This window comes from Flavisolibacter ginsengisoli DSM 18119 (assembly GCF_900129295.1).
Lineage (GTDB): Bacteria > Bacteroidota > Bacteroidia > Chitinophagales > Chitinophagaceae > Flavisolibacter > Flavisolibacter ginsengisoli.
Map to the genome: position 1 here is coordinate 56,342 of NZ_FQUU01000002.1, position 24,966 is coordinate 81,307.

The following is a 24,966-nucleotide window of genomic DNA, read 5'->3' on the forward strand; positions in this document are numbered from 1 at the left end:
ATTGACGAAAACTTCCAACCTTTCCTGCCATACCAATAAGCAATTAAAAATGCACATCCGGTCCACTTATCAAATAGCATCAGGGAATTGAAAATAACTCCTCATCACATGTTATATCCAAAATAACCTGGCCTTAAATTGGGTTTGCACCAGCTATGTGCCGCCTCTTTAAAGAGCCGTTACAAAGGCGGCACATAGCCGTTACATAGGCGGCACATAGGCGTTGCACAATAATGGTAGCTTTTCCTTTGAAATGAAATTTTCACGATTCAGGTTAGCTGTGGATAAATTTTTCAGAGTACAAGCTTTCAAGCTACTAATATTTTTAGTATTTTGTTGCTCTATCGTATCAATTTATGAAAACCCTGTTAACTGCTATTGCATTACTAATTTCAACGCTTTCCATCTCACAGGAGGTCCTGACATTTCCGGTTGTTAGCGCTGCCCTACTTCAATGGAAAGAAGTTGAAAAACAAATGCCAAAACCTATTATTGACAAGTTCATAAAAGACACACCAAAAGAGTTCCAGGCTTACAAACGAAAAGATGCAGAAGTTGCTTTCCTGAATTTAGATAGCCTTCAAAAAGTTCTTCATTTCCTTGACTTGAATGGTGATGGAAAAGAAGATGTGATTTTTGAGGGGCAAAGTGATGGTGAGGCAAATGAAGTGGCTATTTTCATTAAAACCCGGCAGGGTTATAAAAAAGTATTTTTCACTTTCCAGGGAGTTGTGAAAATGGATTGGGAAAACAAAGCACTGTCAAGGCTGTATATTGATGACTGGGGATGTTGTGACGATTATATAGAACGCCACATGATTTATGACGTTAACTACAGCCAACTAGGCATTCCAAAATTCAAAAAAGTATACCAGGCACTTTCAATTTACAATGGTATTAAGCCTGACAGTTTACTTGAAAAGAAGTTTGCCTTTGAAGTGCTAAATGAAGGATATAAAATGCGAAGCGCTCCTAAAATTGATGACGTTTCTGTGCAACCCTGGGATAACGACCAAATGAAAAAAACCGGCAGTGGTAACATAATAGGAAGATTGATAAAAGGTGCTACAGGAACAGCTTTAGCAAAACGCATGGACAATACAGGAAGAGAATGGTTATTTGTTCAAATTGATGCAGCATACTTTACAAAGAATGATATCTTTTATGTAGAAAATAACTTCCCAACTAAATATATTGGATGGATTAGCAGCCGTTTTGTTAAGGCATTATAAAGAAGGAAGTAAGCATGAATGCTTTCAGAAAATGTGCAAAAAAATTTGTTGGCTGCTCTACTGGTAAAAATTAATGCAAGCATATTGTAATGCTGAATGAATCATTGCTGCTAAAAGCAAAATAAAAGCCCTTTAAATTGACAAAACCTGAGGTCTTGAAATTTAAAGGACTTTATAAAACATTTGTGGAGGTGACCGGAATCGAACCGGTGTCCAAACATGATTTTCGAAAGCCTTCTACATGCTTATTTCTGAATTAATTGTCGGAAAAGAACCGGAACAGAACAAACCAATTCTCCTCTTAGCTGGATGATCTTAAGCAAACAGTCACAGCCTTCTGTTGCAGCAGCCTGTATTTGTTTAATGTCGGCGGCGGCGCTTGGTTACAAGCCAACCTGCGCGGCGGCCCTAATGACTACTTAATCACTGATTAGGCAGCCATGGCATACTGAGTATTGCCATTTATTGTTTTGAATATTCAGATTAAAGTGCTAATTATCCAACGCACTGCATGCTTATACTTTCAAAGACCTATGCTGTCAAAACCAAACACCCCCGTGATTGAGTTTATAGTTTATGGTTTGTAGTTTGTAGTTGTCGTAAATGTTGACAGCTTACTCCTTCATTCCATCTGAACTCTTAACAGTTTTTAATTGATACTATTAGTTTGAACAGCTTACAAATTTACTGAAAAGAATGAGGATGGGTGATAATAGAATTGCTAATAATTATTACCTACTTAAATAATCGCCATATATCCAAACCAAAAGCATAGAGCATCAAGCCCAGCAATAAGACCATACCTACCATCTGGGCATACTCCATGAACTTATCACTTGGCTTACGCCCGGTTATCATTTCATAGATTGTAAATAAAGCGTGTCCACCATCAAGTGCAGGAATAGGCAAAATATTCATGAATGCCAGTATAATGGAGAACAGGGCTGTCATGGTCCAGAACCGGTACCAATCCCAGGTGCCACCAAATGTTTTTCCTATTGAAATGACACTGCCAAGGTTATCAGATACCTTATGTTCCTTGGAAGTAAATAATAAACGGATACCCGTGATATAATCACTTAAACGATCGACACCATAACTGATTCCGGCTGGTATAGCAGCAAAAAAGGTATAACCCTTTTTTTCAATTCCTAATATCTTAAGAGGATCCTTTGGAAAAAAGCCAACGCTTCCATCTTCAGTAAGTTTGACCGCAACAAGTGCAGTATCAGCATTACGCAGCGCTTTTAAAGTCACTACCTCATTTTTATGCTGTTTTTTTAAGGAATCAAATTCCTGGTAATAGGAGAAAGTATCATTATTCAATCCAACCAAAACATCGCCCTTCTTTAATTCACCTGATTTATATTCAATCTTAGGCGATATACTATCTACAATTACCGGAAACCTTGGAGATACAAAACCCCTTAATTGATTTTTTGTGAGTTTGCGCACAAATCCTTCAGGCATTACTATGGTAGTATCCTTCCCTTGCCTGTCTACTTTTAAAACCACTTTTTCTGCCAGCATCAATTCTTTTGGCAGATCATTCATATACACCAAAGGCTTGTTGTTAATACCTGTGATGATATCTCCACCTTTTAAGCCTGCTGATGTGGCCAGCGAATCAACGCTTAAGCCATATTTCAAGTTTTGGACAGGTAATTTTTCTTCTCCCCATACAAAAAGTATCATGGCAAATAATACCAACGCCAAAACAAAGTTGACAATAACACCTCCCAGCATAATGATCAATCGTTGCCAGGCCGGCTTGCTCCTGAATTCCCATGGCTGTGCAGGCAATTGCATTTGCTCCTTGTCCATGCTCTCGTCAATCATACCAGCAATCTTTACATATCCGCCAAGAGGGATCCAGCCGAGGCCATATTCAGTTTCTCCCACTTTCTTTTTCCATAAAGAAAACCATGGATTAAAAAATAGATAGAATTTATCAACCCGGCAACCGAACCATTTTGCAGGAAGAAAGTGTCCCATTTCGTGCAAGACCACCAATATAGAAAATGCCAGGATAAATTGTCCAACGTTGGCAAAGAAAGCAGACCAGTTTGTAGCTAATAAATACATATATCTATTTCAATTCCCACCAAAGAATGCCTGGCGGTCGTTTATAATAAGAATGAAAGGCAACCATCGCATGATCCGGAAAATCCTTTCATTTTTACTTAATTATTTACAATAAAGCGGTGCAATATAATGATAGCAATGTAATAATGTAAGTAAGCTACCCGTAAGCCAAAGGGTTTAACGCCCTTTTAGGGAGATGATTACAGCTTTATAATGTCCGCTGCATAACTTCTTGCCTCCCCATCACTTTCAAAATATTCATCAAGAGTTGGAGATTCTATGAAAGCAACCTTATTCATGGTTCGCTCAATAACATCCGTCATATCAAGGAAACCAATCCTGTTTCGGAGAAAAGCATACACTGCGATCTCGTTCGCAGCATTCATTATACACGCCAAATTACCGCCTTTATTCAAGGCTTCCATTGCCAGGGTAAGGTTCTTAAAGGTTTTAAGATCCGGCTCTTCAAAGGAAAGTTCTTTTAGTTTTTTGAAATCTGTCCTCGGGTAATTGTTCTTAATCCTCCTGGGAAATCCTAAAGCATATTGAATAGGCAATTTCATGTCGGGAAGTCCCATTTGGGCTTTTATACTTCCATCTTCAAATTGAACCATGGAATGAATAATACTTTGTGGGTGGATCAATACCTCGATCTGGTCAGGGCTCAAATTGAAAAGCCATTTAGCTTCTATCATTTCCAGGCCTTTGTTCATTAAGGTGGCCGAATCTATGCTGATCTTGGCACCCATTGTCCAATTGGGATGCTGCAAAGCATGTTCTCTTTTTACATTGACCAGGTAATTAGGCTTACGTCCAAGAAAAGGTCCCCCGGAAGCTGTTAATATCACCTTTTCAACAGGGTTACGCATCTCCCCGATCAGGCACTGAAAGATGGCAGAATGCTCGGAATCAACCGGGATCACAGGCACTCTTTTTTCAACAGCCGTACGCATGATGATATCCCCGGCTACTACCAGTGTTTCTTTATTGGCAAGGGCTATTGCCTTCCCTGCATTAATAGCATTGAGTGTAGGCTTGAGACCAGCATAACCCACTATGGCAGCCAGCATAATATCGTAGCAATCCATAGAAGCCACTTCCTCCAATGCTTTTTCTCCAACAAATACCTTTACATCAGTATTGGCTAGTGCTTCTTTTACCTTAGTGTACTTCTGATCTTCAGCTACCACTACAATATTGGGACGAAACTTCAGTGCCTGGTCAATGACCAATTCATCATTACCATTACAGGTAAGTATCTCCACTGAAAACTTATCGGGATGTTGGGCAATTACTTCAAGGGCCTGGGTACCTATGGATCCTGTGGAACCAAATATGGCAATACGTTTTATATGTGGAGTTTGACTCATTGGCTTTGTGCGATCGGTTTATTAAAATTTAGTTTTCCCCGGGATTCTGGTAAAAGGGTAATTATAATTGATGCGAACCTGCTGTCTGGGAAGTCCAGTTATTTAAAATATCTGCTACCCTTCTGTCATTACTTAAGCGAGGAACTTTATTCTGGCCTCCTAACTTCCCTAAGGATTTCATATAATCTATAAATCCATTCTTTTTTATGACCCTAATTTTAAGAGGCTGCAAAATATTACCAGAAATCAAATCATTGTAATAAATATTCTTTCGCCTCAGGTTGTCATCTACCTTCATGGCAAAGTCATGCAAGTTGTTTGGTTCATTTTCAAATTCAATGAACCACTCGTGGTAACTCTTTCCATCTGCCTGGCCTATTGCGGGTGCCACGGTGAATTCTGTAATATGCACATTTTCTTCATGCGCGGCTTTTAACAAACTTTGTTCCACTTCTTCTGCAATAACATGTTCACCAAAAGCTGAAATGAAATGCCTGGTTCGGCCGGTGACTACTAACTTGTACGGATCCACACTAATAAACTTTACAGTATCTCCAATATTATAACCCCATAAACCCGCATTATTATTGATGACCAGTGCATAGTTTTCTCCGGCTTTGACATCTTTCAGGGATAAACGCGTGGGGTTTTCATTAAAGATCTCAGCTGCGGGCACAAATTCATAAAATATCCCGCTATCCGTATTTAGTAATAGCCCTTCCTCTTTCTGTGTGTTTTGGAAGGCAAAAAAACCTTCTGAAGCAGGAAAGGTTTCTATGGTATCTATTTTTTTGCCTATGCTTTCAAATAACCTTGCCTTATAGGGCTCAAAATTAACCCCACCGTGTACAAGCACTGAGAATTCGGGAAACAAGTCCTTTATTTTTTTGCCACTACGTTCCTGGAGCCTGTCAAAATACATTTGCACCCAGGGTGGTATGCCACTGATCAGGGTCATATTCTGCGAAATGGTCTCTTCGACTATTTTATCCAATTTAGTTTCCCAGTCTTCGATGCAATTGGTTTCATAGGAAGGCAACTGATTTGACCGGAGGTATTTGGGTATGTGGTGATTAACAATGCCACTAAGTCTGCCTGTAGGAATATCTCCCAGACGCTCCAATTCAGGGGATCCGGATAGAAAGATGAGCTTTCCATCTGAAAATGCTGAGTTCCCTGTTTCGGCCATATAACAAAGAAGAGCATTCCTGGCTGTATTGATATGGTTAGGAATGGACTCCTTGCTTATTGGAATGTATTTAACTCCGCTGGTGGTACCAGAGGTCTTGGCAAAATAGATAGGCTTTCCTTTCCAAAGCACGTTGTGCCTGCCCGTTTTGATCTTTTCTATATATGGCTTAAATTCTTCATAGTCCCTGATAGGAACAGCTTTTTTGAATTCTTCGTAAGAATTAACCCCTTCCAGCTTATGTTCTTTACCGAACTCCGTGGTTTTTCCAACCTTTAAGAGTTCTTTAAGAATATTTTCCTGGTCCGCCAGGGCAGAATTCATTCCCTTGTTTATTTTGCTATATATATAGGAAGCAAATGGCTTCGCAAGAAAGGATTTGATCTTCATGGCAATCTTAAAGCGGCACGAATATACAGAAATGGGTTAAGGGCATCCTAAATTGGCTAATCCGTGCTATATTTTTTAAGTTACCGGGTGCAATATTGTTGGCTACAAGAATTTTTACCCTTACCTTTGCCCACCTAATTTTTGAACCGATATGTTCGCAGTAATTAAAATAGCCGGTAAGCAATTCAAGGTTGAAAAAGACCAGACTTTGTATGTACCAAACGTTGGTGGCAAAACCGGCGATAAAGTAGAATTTTCTGATGTTATCCTTGCTGATGACAATGGCAACCTGAAATTCAGTAATGCCGGAGTAAAGATCAAGGCAGAAATTCTTGACCAGGTAAAAGGTGATAAAGTGATTGCTTATAAGCAAAAACGCAGAAAAGGTTTCCGCAAAAAGCTTGGTCACCGTACGCACTATACGAAAATTAAAATCAACGAGATCGCTTAATGAAGGTCAAAACCTTTCATGTAAGCAAGTAAATAAAATCTTCAAGTACTAAAATCAAAGTACCATGGCACATAAAAAAGGTGAAGGCAGTGTAAAAAATGGTCGTGACTCAAACAGCAAACGTTTGGGTGTAAAAATATATGGTGGCCAACCTGCTATTGCTGGAAACATTATTATTCGTCAACGCGGAACAGTATACCATCCAGGCAAAAATGTTGGTGTTGGTAAAGACTATACACTGTTTGCATTGACAGATGGAGTAGTTGAATTCCGCAAAGGAAGACAAAACAGAACCTTTGTTTCTGTAAGTGATACCGAGCCATCGGCATAATGTTTGAATTAATTGGTTAGGAAAAAACTTTGATAGTTAAAAATTCCTTTATAATTTTACTATTGTAATTTTTTTTTATTACTAACCATTAAAATTCAAAAACATGGCAACAGCAAAAAAAGGCGCAGCAAAAAAAGCGGCTCCTAAAAAAGCAGCAGCAAAGAAAGCAGCTCCTAAAAAAGCAACTGCAGCAAAGAAAGCGGCTCCTAAAAAAGCAGCAGCAAAGAAAGCAGCTCCTAAAAAGGCAACTGCAGCTAAGAAAGCAGCTCCTAAGAAAGCAGCAGCTAAGAAGAAATAAGAATAACCTAAAGCGTTATAGAAAGTCCCGGTTCACCGGGACTTTTCTTTTATACTTACTACCTGGTCAAGACCTGAGATCCATCTTCCCTCTTTATATATAACTTCAGTACATAGCTTTGCCTTTAAAATATTCAATCTATTCCCTTGTGGAAGGACATGCAAGACAAGGAATTTGAAACTCATTAATTACTATGGATAATTATTTTATTGCCGATCAACTGTCGCTCCTTTCCAAACTTATGGACATTCACGGGGAGAATGCTTTTAAATCAAAAAGCTATTCCTCCGCAGCATTTACCTTGGAAAAGCTTCCTCAGCAAGTGGCAGAGTTGTCCAAAGAAAAGATATTCAGTATCAGGGGTATTGGCGAAAGTGTGGGTAATAAGATCGTAGAAGTGCTTGAATCCGGAGAACTGGTACAACTAAAGGAATACATTGCCAGGACGCCCGCAGGGGTTTTGGAAATGATGAATATAAAAGGATTGGGTCCTAAAAAGATCCATACGCTATGGAAAGAAATGGATATAGACTCTATAGAAGAATTAAAGAAGGCCTGTGAAGAAGATCGTATATCAGAGAAAAAAGGTTTTGGCCAAAAGACCCAACTAAATATTTTACGTTCCATAGAATTCCAGGAGCAAAGCTCAGGAAAGTATCTATATGCAAAAGTTGAAGCTTTTGCAGAAGCCCTAACTGCGAAATTGAAAGACAAGTTTGCAGGAAAGCTTCTTGAGATAACGGGAGCATTTCGCAGGCAACTGGAAATCATCGAATCACTGGATTGGGTAACCACTATTCCAGGCAAAGACCTGAAGAATTTTTTAATCAATGAACATATAGAACTGGTCAGCGATAGGGATAATATGCTGATTTTAAATGCTGACAATACCCTTTTGATCAGGTTTTTTATCACTGAAGAAAAAGAGTTTTATAAAAAATTGTTTGAGACAACTGGCAGTATTGAGTTTCTTGAAGCCTGGAAACCCATAAAAGACGCAGCTACTGAAGATGAAATTTTTACCAACGCCGGGGTGAATTACATACCACCTTTTTTAAGAGAAACTGCAGGCATTATAGAAAAAGCTAAAGATCAAAGATTTGATGGACTTGTTCAAACCAATGAAATTAAGGGATTGATCCACTCTCATAGTAACTGGAGTGATGGAGCTTACACTATTGAGGAGATGGCTAAGGAGCTAATCGATTTGGGGTTTGAATACCTTGTCATCTCGGACCATTCCAAGGCAGCGTATTATGCCAATGGTCTTTCAGAACAAAAAATCAAGGAACAACATAAGTATATAGATGAACTGAATAAAAAGTTTGCTCCGTTTAAGATCTTTAAAAGTATTGAATGTGATATTCTAACAGATGGATCACTTGATTATTCTAATGAAGTGCTGTCTACCTTTGACCTTGTAATCACTTCTGTGCATAGTAACCTGGATATGGATGAAGAAAAGGCAATGAAACGATTATTAGGAGCTATTACAAACCCTTATACAACTATAATGGGTCATATGACAGGAAGGCTATTATTAAGGAGAAAAGGATATCCTGTAGACCATAAAACGATCATTGACGCCTGTGTTGAAAACCATGTGGCCATAGAGATAAATGCCAACCCCAACAGGTTGGATATTGATTGGCGATGGATTGAGTATGCTTTAGAAAAAGGCTTAATGCTTTCTATCAATCCAGATGCTCATACCACTGAGGAATTTCATAACATTAAGTATGGAGTTTTTATGGGCCAGAAAGGAGGACTTACGAGCCATAGCAACTTAAGTAGCTTTTCTTTAGTAGAATTTGAAGCATACCTTGCTAAAATGAGAAAAGTAAAAGGTCTTAACTGATTATTGGGAGCTGAACAAAAAAAGACGAGCCGCTACCCTCTTCTGTTTCAAACCAGATATTACCCTTGGCCTGTTCAACAATACTTTTACACATTGCTAACCCGAGACCTGTACCGGATGTTTTTGTAGTGAAGTTTGGTGTAAATATCTTGGGTTGCGTTTCCTGTGGTATCCCTTCACCATTATCGGTTATTGTTATAATGATGCTATGTCCTCTTCTTTCTTCTTTGATTTGTATGGAACAGTTGTCTTTCTCCTCGCAGGCATCAACAGCATTAGCCATCAGGTTGGTGAATAACCTATTCATATGTGTCTTGTCAGCTTTCAAAATGATGCTGCCTTCCACCCTATCCCAAATAATATTGATCCTTGGGTTTGCGTGGTATAGATCTACCAGTGAGCCAAGTATGTGATGCAGGTCAACTAATTCAATTTTCTTATTTCCAATGTTTGCAAATTGAGAAAAATCAGCTGCTATTTTAGAAAGGTGATCGATCTGTTCAATTAATGTATTGGCAACATTAGTTGTAAGCTCTTTTACATTAGTATTGTTTCCATTGATAGCCTTCTGAAGATATTGAATGCTTAGTTTCATTGGCGTCAACGGGTTTTTAATTTCATGTGCCACCTGTCTGGCCATTTCCCTCCAGGCACCTTCCCGCTCACTTTTAGCAAGGGCATCAGCACTTTTGCCTAATTCATGAACCATTATATTATACTGCTTCACTAATTCCCCTATTTCATCATTTCGCTTCCAAACAATTTCTTCATTCATTTTTCCCAGCGTGATATCTCTCATTTTATCACCAATAACCGAGAAAGATTGGGTGATCTTGTTGGTAATGAATAGGGCTATTACCCCTGCTATAAGGAAAATGAAAGCATTCAGGTTAATAATAGTGACCAGGAAATTAGAAATTTCCTGTTTCAGATCCAGTTGTGATGAAAAATACGGGATGTTTAAATATTTCGTTACATAACCGCTATCGTTCCTTACAGCAGTATAAATGCTCAGGTAACTTAAGGAGCTTACTTTTTCTTCCTGTACCCGTAAAACCTCGCGTAATCTATTCAAATGGAAATAAGCCAGGGGATGCATTTTATTGCTTAGAATTCCCTTTTTATAAACCTCCTCATCAGAAGTAACCTCAAGATTACCATCAAGATCGTAAATATTTACATCTACATTATGAATGTCAGCCACCTCATTTACCAGTTTTTGTAAACTCGCCCGGGCAGAAGAATCACTCACACGAATTGTATCAATAGTATTGGTTTTTTTGATTGGTTTTTGCATCTCTTTTACCATGATGCCTGCTGTACGACTCAGTTTATCTTCATTATTCCTGTTGTACCGTGTGATAAAAAATGAAATGGTAGCCGCTCCAATGATCAAAAAAGATAGTACACTAATAAAAATTACAGTGCCATGAATTTGGGTGCGAATGTTTACCTGGAATACATTATTAAAACTTTTAGAATCTTTTGCTACCCTCAATAACAAAGAAACGAACTGTAGAAAACCCACCATGAATAGGAAAGCACAAAAAAGGTAAGAGAAAAGGGTGATGCTTTCCAGCAACGAATCCTTCTTTTTGGCTATGACAATTACCTTGCTATTATTAACCCTGTACCATAATTCATCAAAGCCATTATTATCTCTTTGTACAAATTCTATGCTTGGTACTTGCGCACTGGTTAGGGAGGTCTGAAATGGATATTTGCTTGACGAGGTAATCAGCAAATTGTTGATATAAACAGCATAGGAATATATGGGTGAGTTCTCAGGATCATTCCTGTTGACAGACCTAAATAGGATTGGATACAATGCATCAGAATTTCCATATTGTCTTGGAGTAGATGCCATGAAAAAATAACCAATAACTTTTGAACTGTCTTTTATCTGTCTTTTAGCCAGGTAAGTAAAATGATCAAAAGATGTTTCATGATAATAAAGATCAGGAATATCAGTTGGCTTGCTTTGAAGGGTGAAAATAGTATTCAGATCAGCATAGGTAGTAGGATCATTATTATTTATAGCCCTGAATGAAGAATCAAAGACATAGATTTTAGTATCATATCTATTACTGTACCCGGTAAAATTAGAACTGATGATACTATCCCTTATATAATCGTTTTCGTTTTGATCTTTGAAGCGATGGAAATTGTTTTTCAAATACCTGTTATCGAGGTAAGTAATTGCCAAGCTCATTAACCTCTCACTGGATTTGTCAGAAAGCTGGTCATATTTTTCGGCGATACCTTTTCTTATTCTGAGCTCATTTACTTTGTTTCCCTGCAAGATTATTACAGCAAGAGAAACTGAAAAAACAAAGATCCAGAAGAGTACGCCGGCGACTGTTGCACTGAATCTGTTGATAAGAAACTTCTCCTGGCTTACAAGCCAGGTGTAGATGATCAACCATAATAATACAGGCAAATGAAACAGTACGATCTCATTGCCAGAGCGAAAAGTTAAGAACAATAAACCTACAAGGGCAATAAAGAAATATATATAAACCTGGCGATCTTTAAAAGCCGGATAAATGATCCTGAAAAGCAAACGGCTTAAATAATAGTAAGATAGACATAGCAGGGCCAGAACAATTAATCCTACAACAGTATAAATATCAAGGCTGAAAAAATCGGTTACATTAAAAGATATCTTAGAATTAGCCACAAGGCCCTGAACAACATTTGCTAATTGGAAGGTTGAAAATATTAAAATAAATACAGCCAGAGTTCCCGCTACATAAATACGTTTTCCTTTTAAAAAGGACGGAAAGTTTTCACCTGGACCTATATTAAACCAGGCAAACAATATGATCCAGCAAAGTATAATAGCATTGATCAATAGATCGCCAAGAGAGCGGTTGATCCAATTGCTGGCATAAATAAGTGGATTGAATAACTCAAACTGGCGTAAGGATAGCAACCAGGGGAAAATATAGAGTAAGGATCGAAATAGAATCAAAACAATAAAAAGAAAGAGTATTCCTTTATACGCCCGGCTTCGCTTTACAATAGTTTCAGCTACGAGGTGTAGATAGAGCAATAGAAATAATAAGGCGGAGATACGTAATAAAAGAGTTATCGTATCGGTGATGGAAACATTGGTATGTGCAACTCTTTTAATATAGAACAGCACTTTTTTATTGACAGAAGTTATGGGATAGGATGTTTTTGTTTCTGATAAAGAGATCTTTTTAATTGCTTCTTCATCATGCACAAATCGTTTCATTAAATAATCGGTTTCCAGGTAATACTGGTTTAAAACCGGTATTAATACATAGGCAACCACATTATTAGTCATTCCTTCCAGGTGAAGTGTGGTTTTCTTAATTACATAATATCCATTGGTAAGGTGTTGGAAATAAGTTCCATCCTTAAGATTAAAATCTGTTTCAGGAGGTAATATTTTCTGACTGTTCCAAAATAGCAAATTCTGACTACCTGATATGGTTTCAGCTAAAAGAAAGAAGCCGAACTTTTTTTCTTCAACGAGTTTAAATTGATCTAAGGATTCAGTTTGAAGTACCAACCTGCGCATGAGTGCAGAATCGGCTATCAAATCTCTTGCTTCACGTTCCTGTTGCTGAATATAACGTTCAAGCTTTTTTTGTTGATAATTAATAGAAGGCTGAATTTGGAAATAAAAGGCAGTAATAAAAGACAGCAGTAACAATCCTAATGCGAGCAATAACAATGTTCGTTTAGGAAGCAAAGTATTTAATTGAGAAACCTTCAATCTTTTTGTTGTTTGATCTCATTCCAAATAGAATCCATCTCATCAAGTGTCATGTGCTGAAGATCTTTACCTGCTGATTTAGCTCTTTCTTCCATACTGGTAAATCTATAGATAAACTTCTTGTTTGTAACCTCTAACGCGTTTTCAGCATCAATTTCCAGGAATCGAGCAAAGTTTACCATTGAAAACATAAGGTCCCCGAACTCCTCTTCCATTTTTGCCTGATCTCCAGATTGTATAGCTTCATGCAATTCATCAGTTTCTTCCTTCACTTTTTCCCAAACCTGGTCTTTATTTTCCCATTCAAAGCCCACCTGTTTGGCTTTTTCCTGCAACCGCATTGCTTTAATTAAAGCGGGCAGGGATTTAGGAACTCCGGAAAGTACCGAGGTCTTACCTTCCTTTAACTTAAGCTTTTCCCAGTTTCGTTTTACATCATCATCGTTTTCCACCTTAACATCACCATAAATATGTGGATGCCTGTCAATTAATTTCTTTGAAATTCCTTTTATCACATCTTCTATAGTAAATTTTTGTTCTTCAGAACCTATCCTTGAATAGAATAATATATGAAGCAAAAGGTCTCCTAATTCTTCCTTAATTGAATTCCAGTCATTTGCAGTGATAGCTTCTGTAAGTTCATAGGTTTCCTCTAAGGTCATCTGTCTTAAGGTATGGATGGTTTGCTTTTTATCCCAGGGGCATTTTTCTCTAAGCTCATCCATTATTTTAACCAAATCATTAAAACCGTAGTTGGAGGTATCCATTAATTACAATTGAATGAAAGAAAAAATGATAAACACAAACATAAGTAAGCAAAATATTAAAAACCCGAAGAGATTCAAGATCACAAATTTACCTATCGTTTTTTTCCATGATTGCTGATAAAACCTCTTCATAGCTATCAATAAATATATTCCACCGCATAAAAACAACAATATATCGATTGTACTCAAAAAACTCCAGCCAGATAAAGTTTCAATTTTATTGATAATAAAAAATAAGAGTAAGATTAAAAAGCTGAATATATAATGGTATAATGTAAATACAGCGTGGTCACTGTAATAGAAGTTTTTCCTTCTTAAGTATAGCAATTTTAACAATAATGCAAAAAAAGGTAGTGAAACAAATAAAATATACGGCATTTTATGCAGGAATGAACGGATCAATTCCTTAACAATGGCATTTTGATCATCGCCATATTTCTCTTTATATCTTTGCCATTTTTCCACCGCTTTTTTGCCTAACCAACCAGAACTCGATGTAAAAGTACTTCGCTCTTTCTTAGCTCTGAACAGGTAACTCTGACCATGATAAATTACAGGAAAAGTAGTATCAGTAATAGTTCCAATGCTGTCCTTTAAAAGATAAATGCTATAGGAGGAATCTAATACCAAATCAATTTGATTGCGCAGCAAACTATCTGAAGGGTGCCTGCTTAGTTGTTTATTTGCGGAAGTTGCGAAATTGTATCTTTCTATTTTGCTCAACTGTTGCTGACTCGAGATATTAATCGCTTCCCCAGGATCAGCTACAGAAAAAAATACAAGGAAAAACAGGGCCGAAGTAAATAAATACATCCGGATAGGATCAAGATAATTTTGCCTTTTACCTTTTGTATATTCCAGGGGAACAAAACCGGGTTTAAACAAAAGGAACTTAAGGGTATCGAAAAACTTGCCATCGAAATGAAAAACGTCATAAATAAAATGTGTGAACAGGCTCCAGAAGTTCTGTTTAGTTTCTATATTTTCCTGGCCGCAGATAGAGCAAAATCGATCATTAACAATGGCTCCGCAGTTTAAGCAATTATTTTCCTTACGCAGTTGTTGGTGGGACACGCAAAATTTTTCTTAAAAATAGCTACAAAAACTACACTTGAACAATTCTTTGTATGAATCCTAAATCCATTGGTTATTTTTGAATACAAACCATATCCGGGTAAGAGAAATACTTTTCTTACCTAATTGGAAAAACAATCTATCAGTCATGAAAACCTTATTGGTATCAATTTGCCTGCTTTATAGCTTAACAGGATTCACTCAACATTATTATATTGATATAATTGGTACCAGAGAAACAGCTGGTATAATGCAGGCATATTTAAAAAATAAGGTTAGCCACGTAATCCTTTCAAGTTTTGATGAAACCAATGCACCAATAAAGGATTTTTATGTAGAGCAAAACTTTGATGCTGCAAAAAGGATTTTACAAACAATCACTCGTTCGGATGAGGCGCATGCATCTGTTCTATTATCATATTTGGATGACAATAATCTTGTGGTGAAAACAACAGATAGTAGTGATTTTATGGTTAGTAACTCAATATATAATTATGATCCATCAGGAAAACTGTTGTCAATTGTGAATTCTTCTCTTGATTCTTCCGGAAAATCTTCCGAAACTGAACAACACATATGGAACTATAACAATAACAGAATAGCAACTATGTTGCGCATTAAAAACAGAAGGGACACCAGCTATGTTAATTTCAAACTGGATGAAAATGGAAATGTTATTGAAGAACAAGAAACCAGGAAGGGCGTAAAATCGGATCCGGTTTATTATTATTATGATGCCAATAATAGATTAACCGATATAGTGCGCTTTAATAAAAAAGCTAACAGGCTTTTACCAGAATATATGTTTGAATATTCTCCATCAGGCCAGCTTGTTCAAAAAATAACAGTTCCCGCCAATAGTGATAATTACTTAATCTGGCGATTTCAATACAGCAACCAGGGTCTTAAAACGAAAGAGATAATATATAATAAGCTAAAAAAGCTAACTGGAAAAATAGAATATCAATATTCGTTCTCCTCCTGATGGAATATAAATATCTCGGAGACAGGCATACTGATCCCGGAATGAAAAATATTATTTGCACAGCAATCAGAAGAAATGATGGTAAATGTGTCAGAGGCAGAAATGGCTCTATGCTGGTTCAATCTTCTAACGGAAAGAAATTGGTTGTGGTTGGAAGGCTATTAAGAAAAATGAATAAATAATCTTGACCTTTTCGAATTATAGTTTTTGTTTCCTTATTTAGAGAATCTAATTTAAAAAGAGGAACATCTTACGTGCACCAGTATAATACTTGAACCTATACGATATTCACTTATAGTTCTATAAATAAGATATTTCAATATAAGGAGTATTCAGCCAGGTATATTCTATAAGGAGAGATGATATAAAAAAAGCGACTTTCGTCGCTTTTGTGCCCCGGATCGGACTTGAACCGATACGACCGTTGCGGGTCACAGGATTTTAAGTCCTGCGTGTCTACCAATTCCACCACCAGGGCTCCAAAAAAAATCTCCCGGTTAAACGGGAGAAGTTCTGAGCGGAAGACCGGGCTCGAACCGGCCACCCCGACCTTGGCAAGGTCGTGCTCTACCAAATGAGCTACTTCCGCTTTTGCAACAACTTAAACTATAATATTCCTTAAGTATTAGGAAACCATATTTTAATTGTCTACATGTAAAGAACTTTACGGGGTTGCAAAAATAAGTATTGTAACTATTGCAGCAAAAAAATTCTGCTATTTTGGAGCACTATATTTTGGAGTATACAATGTACTTTCCTGAACGACTACATTTTGAGGCTTACTGTTCTCATAACGGATGTTGTATAGCTTATAACAACTTCCAAAGAAAAAAGCAAGAATACAAAAAACAGAAAGGTAAAAGATAAAGGCAGAAGAAGAGACCCAACTATGAGTAAAGTCCCTGTCTTGTACTTTCTCCAGTTCCTCCCGATATTCTTCCTGTTGGTAATCCATATTCAAAATTTGTGGTGCAAAAATAATGGATGAAAGCAAATTGTTAAAAGAATTAGACTTCTTTTTGATCTTCTTTTTGAATTATCTGGTTGAAGAGCTTTCTTTTTTGAATGAAATAAGCCCAAATAATGTTGCCATTATAGACTCCACTTAGTTCTTTCAAACTTTTTTTAATGGCAGGCTTTTGATTTTTAATAAAGAGGCACCAATAAAAATAGGCCATGTGTGCTTTTATTACGGCTTTAAAATAACCGCCATCACCTGTAATTAAGGCTTTCAAAGCTGAAACCTGGTCAAGAGCCAACCTGAAAGGGATCTTCCACCATTTTTCCTTTAATGAAAGGTTTTTGGCTAGCATTATTTGATTGTTGCGGTAATTTAAAAAAGTTTTCCTGGAATCTCCTATTGGGAGCGTTCCACCTCCCACATGGTAAACAACTGACTCTGGGCAGCAATATATTTTATAACCGGCTAATTGCAATCTCCAGCAAAGGTCAATCTCCTCCATGTGAGCAAAGAAATATTCATCAAAACCGTTTAATTGGTGAAATAACTCACTCTTTATCACTAATGCAGCACCAGTAGCCCAGAAAATTTGTTCAATTGAATCATATTGACCCAGATCACGCTCACAATGATCAAAAACCCTTCCCCTCGCAAACGGGTAGCCATATTTATCTATCCATCCTCCGGAAGCTCCTGCATATTCAAACGAATCTTTATTGGTATAAGAAAGTATTTTAGGTTGGCAAGCACCAATTTTACTATCAGATTCAAACAGCTTTATGATAGGTTCTAACCAACCAGATGTTACCTCGACATCTGAATTCAACAGTACGTAATATTCAGCTTTTACAAACTTCAACGCTTCGTTATATCCTTTTGCAAAGCCGTAATTCTTTTTTAGTTTTATCAATTCAACTTCGGGAAACTTATTTTCTAAAACTATAATTGAATCATCTGTTGAGGCATTATCTGCTACAATCACTTTTATTGGATAAGAAGTAGAAAGCACAGAAGGCAGAAATCTTTCAAGAAATGATCTGCCATTCCAATTTAGAATAACAATAGCTACTGAATAAACTGTCAATAGAATAATAATTCAGTCAAAAATAAGCGAAGCTGGCAAATTAGAAACTTTATGAATAAAAGGTATAACGGAGAGGTTTTAGTCTTTGAATAGTGATCACACTTCTTGCTTCATTTTTCATTACTTATTTTTAAGGAATGTTTCGTCAATTAATTAACTGGCGCACTTTATTGGCTATCATAGCAATTTTGATTGTAAGTGGTACCATTTCCTATTCCTCCTACCTTGGGAAGAAAATAGAAAAAGAAGAACGTCAAAAGGTTGAAGAATGGGTTGAAGCCAGCACTTCTTTATTAAATCCCAATAATACCGGTGATACTCGTCTTCATTTGAAGATCATACAGGACAATAATGACATACCTATCATATGGACTAATGAAAAGGATAGCATTTTTGAATTTATTAATCTGGACTCTACAAAGATTCATGAAGACAAGAACTATCTAAATAACATGCTTCAAAAATTCAAATCACAGGTTACTCCAATTACCTGGATAGATCCATTAGATTCAAGCAGGATTAATAAATACTACTATGGCCACAGTCGCCTGTTAGATGAAGTCCGGTATTATCCATTAGTGCAACTTCTGATAGTTGGTTTATTCATTCTTATTACTGTTGGCGCTATACGAAGCAGTTACCGATCCACTCAGAACCAGGTATGGGCTGGCATGGCTAAAGAAACAGCGCACCAGCTTGGAACTCCAGTCTCGTCCCTGGAAGGATGGGTAGAAATATTAAAAGAAACACATGGCCATGAAAGTTTTGTACCTGAGATAGAAAAAGATGTGAGCCGTTTACGCCTAGTATCTGACCGGTTTGGTAAAATTGGAAGCACCCCACAATTAGAGCTTTTAGATATTATTGAGCAGGTAGAAAATATGGTTGAATATATTCGAAAAAGGGCTGGAGGAAGAGTGTCTTTTTCTATCAACACAAATGGAGCGGAAAGCATTCCTGTACATATATCGGCTCCCTTATTTGATTGGGTCATAGAAAACCTTTTAAAAAATGGTTTAGATGCTATGGAAGGAAAAGGCTCAATTATAGTAGATATAAAAGAACAACCAGATAGTGTTTTTATTGACATCACTGACAGTGGAAAAGGGATAAGCAAACAAAATATTCAAAGAATCTTTAAACCGGGTTTTACTACTAAAAAGAGAGGATGGGGCTTGGGTTTAAGTCTGTCAAAAAGAATAGTTGAACAATATCATAAAGGAAGTTTGACTGTAAAGAACTCAGAAATTGGAAAAGGAACAACTTTTCGGATTGTTTTAGTAAAATAAATAGATTTGCCCACTAATGAGAAGAGAAAGGTTAAAGATTGAACATTTACCCTTAAACTTGCACCTCCAAATGCCCGGGTGGCGAAATTGGTAGACGCACCACCTTGAGGTGGTGGCGCTGGAAACGGCGTGCTGGTTCGAATCCAGTCTCGGGCACTTACGCTAAAACCCTTTCAGAAATAGGGTTTTAGCTTTTTTTATGTATTTGCTGTTGATAATTAGGTATTATAAATCTAAAGGAAAGTCTATACTACTTAAATGTTATAAATAAGTTGCCATCGATGAAGAACTCCGAAAATGAATATTTCATTAGTATATCTGATTACCTATTAAGGTGATTATCTTAATAACAATGATTACCTGAAATTGCAGCTTACCCCACTCCACATTGCATCAATAGTAGCATCATCCCCAATACCGGAAAGCAGACCGTAAAAGCCGGATTTTACAGCAAACTCCTGCCCCAATGTAGTTTTTGAAACCGAAATTTCGTAAGCACTTTTTAACTCTGCGAGTGTGGAACCAACACCAACTCCTGCCATCGTACTAAGTTTAGTTTCTTTATGTTGGGGTTTACTGGCAAACCAACCTGCAAAAAGCCACTCTCCATTATCTCGCTTTGTTTCTTTAAATACCAAGGTTAGTCCATTTGACCAGGAGGCCATCTTAAGGGGGCCTGCACCGCATTCTGTATTAACGCCAACCTTTGCTGGCTCTCTTTCCAATATGTTACGAACAATTGTAACGATCTGTTTATAAGGCACACCGTAAATTATCTCTTTTGTAGAACCTGTTATGGCATCCACCAATTGCAGCGCATTAGAAGTAAGGGCCAGCTTTTGCTTATTCCCTATTACTGCGGCAGTCATAGTAGTATCCTTTGTTTCAATTTTGGATTTGACTGAAGTGGTTACTTGATTTGAAACTATCTTGTCAGGACTTCCTGATTTATTGTTTCTGCAGTTGGTAAATAGTAGGACAGTGAGTAATAAATGAATAAGTATGCGCATACAAAGATTTATAGATGTCGTTTAAAGGGAACTCTAACTAACATCTTAAATGCCTTTGTTGTTCAATTTTAGTGCCTGCAGGCTTCTTATTAACAGGATTTAATGCTGGTAATATAAAAAATGCTGCAATAAGAAGAATCAATATAAAACACTGTATTCAGGTAGCAAATATTTAAGTGTTTTAAGAGCCTTGCCAATGTGTTTTTCAACTGTGCTGATAGAGATTTTCAGATCCTGGGAAATATCTTTATTTGTTTTATTCCCATGTCTGCTCATAATGAATACACGCCTGCATTTCTCGGGTAAAGAAGCCAGGATATTATCTATTTTCTTCCCGAGATCCTTTGCTTCTATTTCATTTGCAAAATCGTTTTTGCAAACGTCCTTAAAAAAAAGGTGCTGCTGAAAGGTATTGCGGGTATTTTCTGAACGAAACTCATTCAGGATTTTATACTTTAATGCCTGGTATAAATATGCTTGAACAGAAACTGTGATTTCTAAAAAATCTCTTTTTTGATAAAAACTGATAAAAATATCCTGAACTATATCCTCTGCTTTTTCGCGGGATTGTAACCTACGATAGGCTGTATCTATTAATGAGGACCAATGGCGCTTGTACAATGCCTCAAAAGCTTTTGTATCATCCTGCCGGGTCAATTGAAACAACTCAATATCTGGCAGTTGCTCATAAAATACATTTGGTGGGAGCATGCAAATCGTATTTAGAGGTTGAATTTAATGAAAATATCTAAGTTCGGGTTGAACTTATAGCAATCTTTATTTTTAATCAGTAAAAACACTTATTCCTTATTCAGATTTAACTTTTGAAGTAAGGTTGCAAAACCCTTTGTTTGCAGGCCACAAATAATTTCCTGGCTTAACTCTGATGTCAATCCTTCGTTCGATTCAAACGAATCATACCAGGTATCTACGAGTTTTCTTTCAGACTCAGATGCCTGCCCGTTCAAATACTTCTCTATTAATACCTGTATTTCACTATCATTCATAGTAAATATTCATCTGGGTCAAAAGGTAATCAAAAACATGTTTTTATTATAACAGGGCATTTAAATAAGTTAAGTACTCATTGATCTTTGCTAAAAAAATGCATTAATAAGCTTTTTATTATTCCTTGCATTCAATCTGCCATCATGTTGATGATCTTATTACTAATTCCGGCTTCTTGTATACATGTGATTCAGCAGTAACAGTATAATTGTTTTCCAATAAACTAATGAGCATCTCAATAGCACTCCTTGCAATTTCTTCAATAGGTTGCCTGATAATGGTTATGGCAGGAGTAAATAGTCTGAATATATCATGGTCATCAAAACAGATCACTCCTATTTCTTCTGGTATCTTTAATCCGGCCTTTTTAATGCTTTCCAATCCATACATACCCAGGTAGTTGGTAGCAAAAAAGATGGCATCAATATCAGGATTGGATTTAATAAATTCAGACACTTGTTTAATAGCATCTTCAGGACGGGATTTGAATGGAATTTTTTCAATAAGCTCATTCCTTACTTCGATGCCATGCCTTTTCAAAGTTTCTTTATAACCCTTCTCACGTTGTAACATTTGGATCTGTTGGGTATCAAGCGTAACAAATGCAATATTCTTATAACCTTTCCCTAACAGGTGCTCCATGCCTAATTTTACACCAGCATAGTTATCAACAAGGGTAAACGGTACATCCAGTCCGGGTAAAAACCGGTCCATTAATACAACTGGCTTATTATTTTTGATGAGGTTATTGATATCATTTTCCATGCCCGGTGTAGGTGTAATGAGGTAACCATCCACCTGCTGATGTGTAAGCATCCTGATCAATTCTTTTCCTTTTTCCGGATCATTTTCTGTACTGCAATAAACTATTCTGTAACCAAGAGAATAGGCAGCATCTTCTATTGACTTAGCCAAGGAAGCAAAGAACACATTTGATATATCCTCCACGATCAATCCAAGGATCTTTGTTTTGCCAGTCCTTAAGCTTACCGCGGTATGGTGTGGTTGATAGCCGGCAGCCTCAATCAATGCCCTGATCTTTTCTGCCAGTTCATCACTGATCCTCATTTGCTTGGCTTTTCCATTCAATACAAATGAAACTGTGGACGGAACCACACCGGCTTGTTTTGCAATATCCTTTAACGATACTCTTTTCATAAGGATCTCATGAATGATCAGATCATTGTTTATAATTCTTTAGTGATAACAATGTGAAATTTAAAACTATTGCCCGAATTTCTTTGTAAACTCTTAAACTACTTATTGTCAATTTTTTTAATTGCGAAAGTTTAATAATACGAATCCCATTATCAAAATCTAAAAATCCTGCACTGGATATTCAGAGCTTGTCTTTTAAAAAACATTATTCTTCTTTAAAACTGCTGCAGCTTCTATTAACATCGATCCGCTTAGCTGAGTAGTAAGATCGGTTGATGCTCCTGGCTGTGTTTTCCAATAAGAACCGTAAAGTAAGTAGGATTTATCAGTACCAACATTCCACAATGTTTCAGCATTATTTTTTATAAAATTAGCATAACGTTGCTTGTCAGTACTGAGCATTCCGGGTGCTAACGTTAGTTGGGTAAAATACCTGACAAAAACACCCTTAAATAATCCGCCATCGCCCCCTCCCTCGTCTTTTAAAAGGTTGTCATTTAAATTGGTCAGCGCATTATCTGACAAAGTAAAATTAGCTGCGGCCAATGCATCTGTAAGGTATACATTGTCGTTAGTGATCTTATATAATTCCAGTGCGGCACCAATAAAAGTTCCCTGGTTATAAGTAAACTTCCATGTAGTATTCCTCTTGCCATCATTGTCACTATTCATCCCATCATAAACCCATCCTGAAGATTTATTATACAAACTGTCCTTTAACCATGTATAGATTTTCTTAGACCACTCAAGATCTGCAGCATTATTAAACCGCTGGTACAACCTGGCCGACAATATGGCTGCTGGTGCATTAGCGGGAGTATTCTTGTAATAAGGCATGCTTTTTCTCCAGGCTATACCTCCACCCATTGTAGTGTTCCAACCAGTCTTGATATCTGTCCAAACCTGGTCAACCGCGGTTTTGAATTTAACATCGCCAGTGGCATCATAGGCTCTTAACATAGCTAATGCATTCCACTCCATATCGTCATAGAATTCATTAAGAAACGTATTACCATTCTTTGCATTTACACCAACATACCATTTATCCATGTAATCTTTATACATTGAATTACCGGTCCTGGTATAGGCATCAACCAAAACATCCAGCCCGTGAGCCTGTGGCCAGTAATTGAAATTGGTATTGGTATTTTTCTCATTGAAATAATTTCCGGAAGCATTCCAGAACTTATTCAGCAGGTTTAATGTGCTGCTATCCGCAGCTTTTGCCCAGTCAATTACAGGTTTACCACCATTAATAGGCGGTGTTACGGTTCCCTGGTCATAATCTTTTTTACAACCTGTTCCAATGATGAGCACACTGGTTACAAAAAGTATTTTATTTATCAGTTGTCGAAGCATCATTTTACTATTTTATTTCCATCTGCCAGCTATCTATTCAACTACATATGGAAATCCAAATTATCAATAAACAAAAGAACCGCCATACTTATACACGCTGAATAGGTGTCAAGCTATGGCGGTATCCTTTACGTAGGAAAACTTATTTAATTACCAATACATGGTTATAAGGCGCATCTGGCTTAAAGTTCAGTATCAGGTCAACATTTTTCATATCAGCTTCTGTAGGAAATTTAAAGCAATAATCCCACTGATTTACTTCATGCTTGAATAAGTTATACCAGGCTGCGGGAGTAGTAGCAGTTGGTCTGTTATTATCCCTGTTCGCACTTCCCCAATCTTCCATAAATTCAGTGCCACTGGCATCCTTCAATGTCATGCGGAATTTATAACGCTCATCCCTTCCCCATCCTTCTTGTTTAAATTCAATTGGAACATTCAATGCCTGGAATACACCACCGCCTGCATAAGTCAATTCAGCATCAATACTATTATGAGGTGCAAACCAATAACCAACCTTTGTGATCTCTGTCAATTTCACTGCGGCATTATTGAAATCAAGCTCGATTCTATATACCTGTGTTCCTGTTGCCGGGCTGGCCACTCCGCCGCCTTCTTTGAGAAATGTTCCCTGCACCTGGTAAGAAGTTGACGCGCCGGTAGTCTTGTTTACAAAATTATAAGTACCTGGTTTCAGAGATGTATAGATCTCAAAAGTTCCTGGACCGGTAGATTTCAACTTAATAGCATTTGCCACGTTAGCACCTGCTTCTGTTGCGTCACCTGTTAAATACACCTCAGTAGGGATCTCTGCAAATCCTGCGGGTCTTTCCACTTCTATTGTTCTTACCAATGCTGATTTTTTTACATTGGTACCTTTCGATGCTAAGACAGTCCATTTTAACTTGCCGGTTTCCAAAGATTTAATGCCTGCAAAATTCGCTATCCTATTCAGGTCTTTATGGCTTAAGGTTAATTTGTTCTGTACACCATTTCCGTCAGAAGCCATCTTATATACTGGATTAGAAAAGTCACCAGTAACCTTATCGAAAGCCACTTCATACATTACAAGAGATCCATCTTCAGCTTTAGCCTGGTCCCACTCAAAACCAACACTGGCAGAAGTTGCTGGTTCTAATTTTACAAACAGGTTATCATTAGGCGCATAGAATTGAGTAACTTCTGAAATATTCATGTTAATGTCTCTGCCTTCTTTCTTGCATCCCAACATGCCAAGAGTAAAGAGAAGAACAATCATGCCTGTGGCATTTATAAGCAATCTTTTCATATAAATAAATTATAAGTTTAAGGTTTTGATG

21 protein-coding genes, 3 tRNA genes and 1 other RNA gene are annotated in these 24,966 nt (G+C 37.2%); 8 read left to right on the top strand and 17 right to left on the bottom strand.

Annotation, left to right across the window (positions count from 1 at the left end; translation table 11 throughout):
• The first annotated feature begins 356 nt into the window (after window positions 1–356).
• Complete coding sequence (locus BUA53_RS02355) at window positions 357–1,232, top strand: hypothetical protein (protein ID WP_072833657.1); 876 nt, start codon at window positions 357–359, stop codon at window positions 1,230–1,232.
• A 183-nt stretch (window positions 1,233–1,415) separates the two neighbouring features.
• Here the strand turns inward: BUA53_RS02355 and ssrA are convergent.
• From ssrA to BUA53_RS02375, 4 genes are all read right to left on the bottom strand, one after another.
• Window positions 1,416–1,789, bottom strand: a transfer-messenger RNA (tmRNA) gene (gene ssrA / locus BUA53_RS02360).
• A gap of 178 nt (window positions 1,790–1,967) precedes the next feature.
• Window positions 1,968–3,317: an RIP metalloprotease RseP gene (gene rseP, locus BUA53_RS02365; RefSeq protein WP_072833658.1), complete on the bottom strand. Its 1,350-nt coding sequence runs from the start codon at window positions 3,315–3,317 to the stop codon at window positions 1,968–1,970.
• Window positions 3,318–3,517: 200 nt separating this feature from the next.
• Window positions 3,518–4,687, bottom strand: a complete 1,170-nt coding sequence (locus BUA53_RS02370; protein WP_072833659.1) for a 1-deoxy-D-xylulose-5-phosphate reductoisomerase — start codon at window positions 4,685–4,687, stop codon at window positions 3,518–3,520.
• Window positions 4,688–4,748: 61 nt separating this feature from the next.
• Window positions 4,749–6,266, bottom strand: a complete 1,518-nt coding sequence (locus tag BUA53_RS02375; RefSeq protein WP_072833660.1) for a GH3 auxin-responsive promoter family protein — start codon at window positions 6,264–6,266, stop codon at window positions 4,749–4,751.
• 151 nt (window positions 6,267–6,417) lie between these two features.
• Here BUA53_RS02375 and rplU point away from each other — a divergent pair, with 151 nt between their 5' ends.
• From rplU to BUA53_RS02395, 4 genes are all read left to right on the top strand, one after another.
• Window positions 6,418–6,717, top strand: a complete 300-nt coding sequence (gene rplU / locus BUA53_RS02380) for a 50S ribosomal protein L21 (protein ID WP_072833661.1) — start codon at window positions 6,418–6,420, stop codon at window positions 6,715–6,717.
• A 64-nt stretch (window positions 6,718–6,781) separates the two neighbouring features.
• Window positions 6,782–7,048 (top strand): 50S ribosomal protein L27, encoded by a 267-nt coding sequence (gene rpmA / locus BUA53_RS02385; protein ID WP_072833662.1) that lies wholly within the window; start codon window positions 6,782–6,784, stop codon window positions 7,046–7,048.
• 103 nt (window positions 7,049–7,151) lie between these two features.
• The gene (locus tag BUA53_RS02390; RefSeq protein WP_072833663.1) at window positions 7,152–7,346 is read left to right on the top strand and encodes a hypothetical protein; all 195 of its coding nucleotides are present in this window, start codon (window positions 7,152–7,154) and stop codon (window positions 7,344–7,346) included.
• Between the two features lie 193 nt (window positions 7,347–7,539).
• Entirely contained in the window at window positions 7,540–9,204 is a 1,665-nt protein-coding gene (locus BUA53_RS02395; protein WP_072833664.1) for a helix-hairpin-helix domain-containing protein, read from the top strand.
• On the opposite strand, the gene BUA53_RS02400 is transcribed toward BUA53_RS02395, so the two are convergent.
• From BUA53_RS02400 to BUA53_RS02410, 3 genes are read right to left on the bottom strand one after another with little or no spacing between them, the layout of a single operon-like run.
• The gene (locus BUA53_RS02400) at window positions 9,197–12,952 is read right to left on the bottom strand and encodes a sensor histidine kinase (protein WP_084079764.1); all 3,756 of its coding nucleotides are present in this window, start codon (window positions 12,950–12,952) and stop codon (window positions 9,197–9,199) included. The two genes, BUA53_RS02395 and BUA53_RS02400, sit on opposite strands and share 8 nt — an antisense overlap.
• Window positions 12,949–13,719: a nucleoside triphosphate pyrophosphohydrolase gene (mazG, locus tag BUA53_RS02405; protein ID WP_072833665.1), complete on the bottom strand. Its 771-nt coding sequence runs from the start codon at window positions 13,717–13,719 to the stop codon at window positions 12,949–12,951. Before mazG ends, BUA53_RS02400 begins: the two co-directional genes overlap by 4 nt.
• A 3-nt stretch (window positions 13,720–13,722) precedes the next feature.
• Entirely contained in the window at window positions 13,723–14,793 is a 1,071-nt protein-coding gene (locus tag BUA53_RS02410) for a DUF3667 domain-containing protein (RefSeq protein WP_072833666.1), read from the bottom strand.
• A gap of 148 nt (window positions 14,794–14,941) precedes the next feature.
• Between BUA53_RS02410 and BUA53_RS02415 the strand changes: the two genes are divergently transcribed.
• Complete coding sequence (locus tag BUA53_RS02415) at window positions 14,942–15,778, top strand: hypothetical protein (RefSeq protein ID WP_072833667.1); 837 nt, start codon at window positions 14,942–14,944, stop codon at window positions 15,776–15,778.
• Between the two features lie 392 nt (window positions 15,779–16,170).
• Here the strand turns inward: BUA53_RS02415 and BUA53_RS02425 are convergent.
• The 4 genes from BUA53_RS02425 to BUA53_RS02440 form a co-directional block, all read right to left on the bottom strand.
• A tRNA-Leu gene (locus BUA53_RS02425) sits at window positions 16,171–16,256 on the bottom strand.
• 38 nt (window positions 16,257–16,294) lie between these two features.
• A tRNA-Gly gene (locus tag BUA53_RS02430) sits at window positions 16,295–16,367 on the bottom strand.
• 126 nt (window positions 16,368–16,493) lie between these two features.
• Window positions 16,494–16,733: a hypothetical protein gene (locus BUA53_RS02435; protein WP_072833927.1), complete on the bottom strand. Its 240-nt coding sequence runs from the start codon at window positions 16,731–16,733 to the stop codon at window positions 16,494–16,496.
• A gap of 52 nt (window positions 16,734–16,785) precedes the next feature.
• Entirely contained in the window at window positions 16,786–17,823 is a 1,038-nt protein-coding gene (locus BUA53_RS02440; RefSeq protein ID WP_072833669.1) for a glycosyltransferase family 2 protein, read from the bottom strand.
• Between the two features lie 137 nt (window positions 17,824–17,960).
• Here BUA53_RS02440 and BUA53_RS02445 point away from each other — a divergent pair, with 137 nt between their 5' ends.
• The gene (locus BUA53_RS02445) at window positions 17,961–19,112 is read left to right on the top strand and encodes a sensor histidine kinase (RefSeq protein ID WP_072833670.1); all 1,152 of its coding nucleotides are present in this window, start codon (window positions 17,961–17,963) and stop codon (window positions 19,110–19,112) included.
• Between the two features lie 72 nt (window positions 19,113–19,184).
• Window positions 19,185–19,268 (top strand) — tRNA-Leu (locus BUA53_RS02450).
• Window positions 19,269–19,468: 200 nt separating this feature from the next.
• On the opposite strand, the gene BUA53_RS02455 is transcribed toward BUA53_RS02450, so the two are convergent.
• From BUA53_RS02455 to BUA53_RS02480, 6 genes are all read right to left on the bottom strand, one after another.
• Window positions 19,469–20,122 carry a hypothetical protein gene (locus BUA53_RS02455; protein WP_072833671.1) on the bottom strand — a complete coding sequence of 218 codons (654 nt, stop codon included), beginning with the start codon at window positions 20,120–20,122 and terminating at the stop codon, window positions 19,469–19,471.
• Window positions 20,123–20,260: 138 nt separating this feature from the next.
• Window positions 20,261–20,833 (bottom strand): RNA polymerase sigma-70 factor, encoded by a 573-nt coding sequence (locus BUA53_RS02460; protein WP_072833672.1) that lies wholly within the window; start codon window positions 20,831–20,833, stop codon window positions 20,261–20,263.
• Window positions 20,834–20,922: 89 nt separating this feature from the next.
• On the bottom strand, window positions 20,923–21,129 hold the full coding sequence (locus tag BUA53_RS02465) for a hypothetical protein (RefSeq protein WP_072833673.1): 207 nt from the start codon (window positions 21,127–21,129) through the stop codon (window positions 20,923–20,925).
• A 142-nt stretch (window positions 21,130–21,271) separates the two neighbouring features.
• On the bottom strand, window positions 21,272–22,288 hold the full coding sequence (locus BUA53_RS02470) for a substrate-binding domain-containing protein (RefSeq protein WP_072833674.1): 1,017 nt from the start codon (window positions 22,286–22,288) through the stop codon (window positions 21,272–21,274).
• A gap of 195 nt (window positions 22,289–22,483) precedes the next feature.
• Window positions 22,484–23,650: a glycoside hydrolase family 76 protein gene (locus tag BUA53_RS02475; RefSeq protein WP_139256317.1), complete on the bottom strand. Its 1,167-nt coding sequence runs from the start codon at window positions 23,648–23,650 to the stop codon at window positions 22,484–22,486.
• A 139-nt stretch (window positions 23,651–23,789) separates the two neighbouring features.
• Window positions 23,790–24,935 carry a SusE domain-containing protein gene (locus tag BUA53_RS02480; protein ID WP_072833675.1) on the bottom strand — a complete coding sequence of 382 codons (1,146 nt, stop codon included), beginning with the start codon at window positions 24,933–24,935 and terminating at the stop codon, window positions 23,790–23,792.
• Window positions 24,936–24,966: the final 31 nt, after the last annotated feature.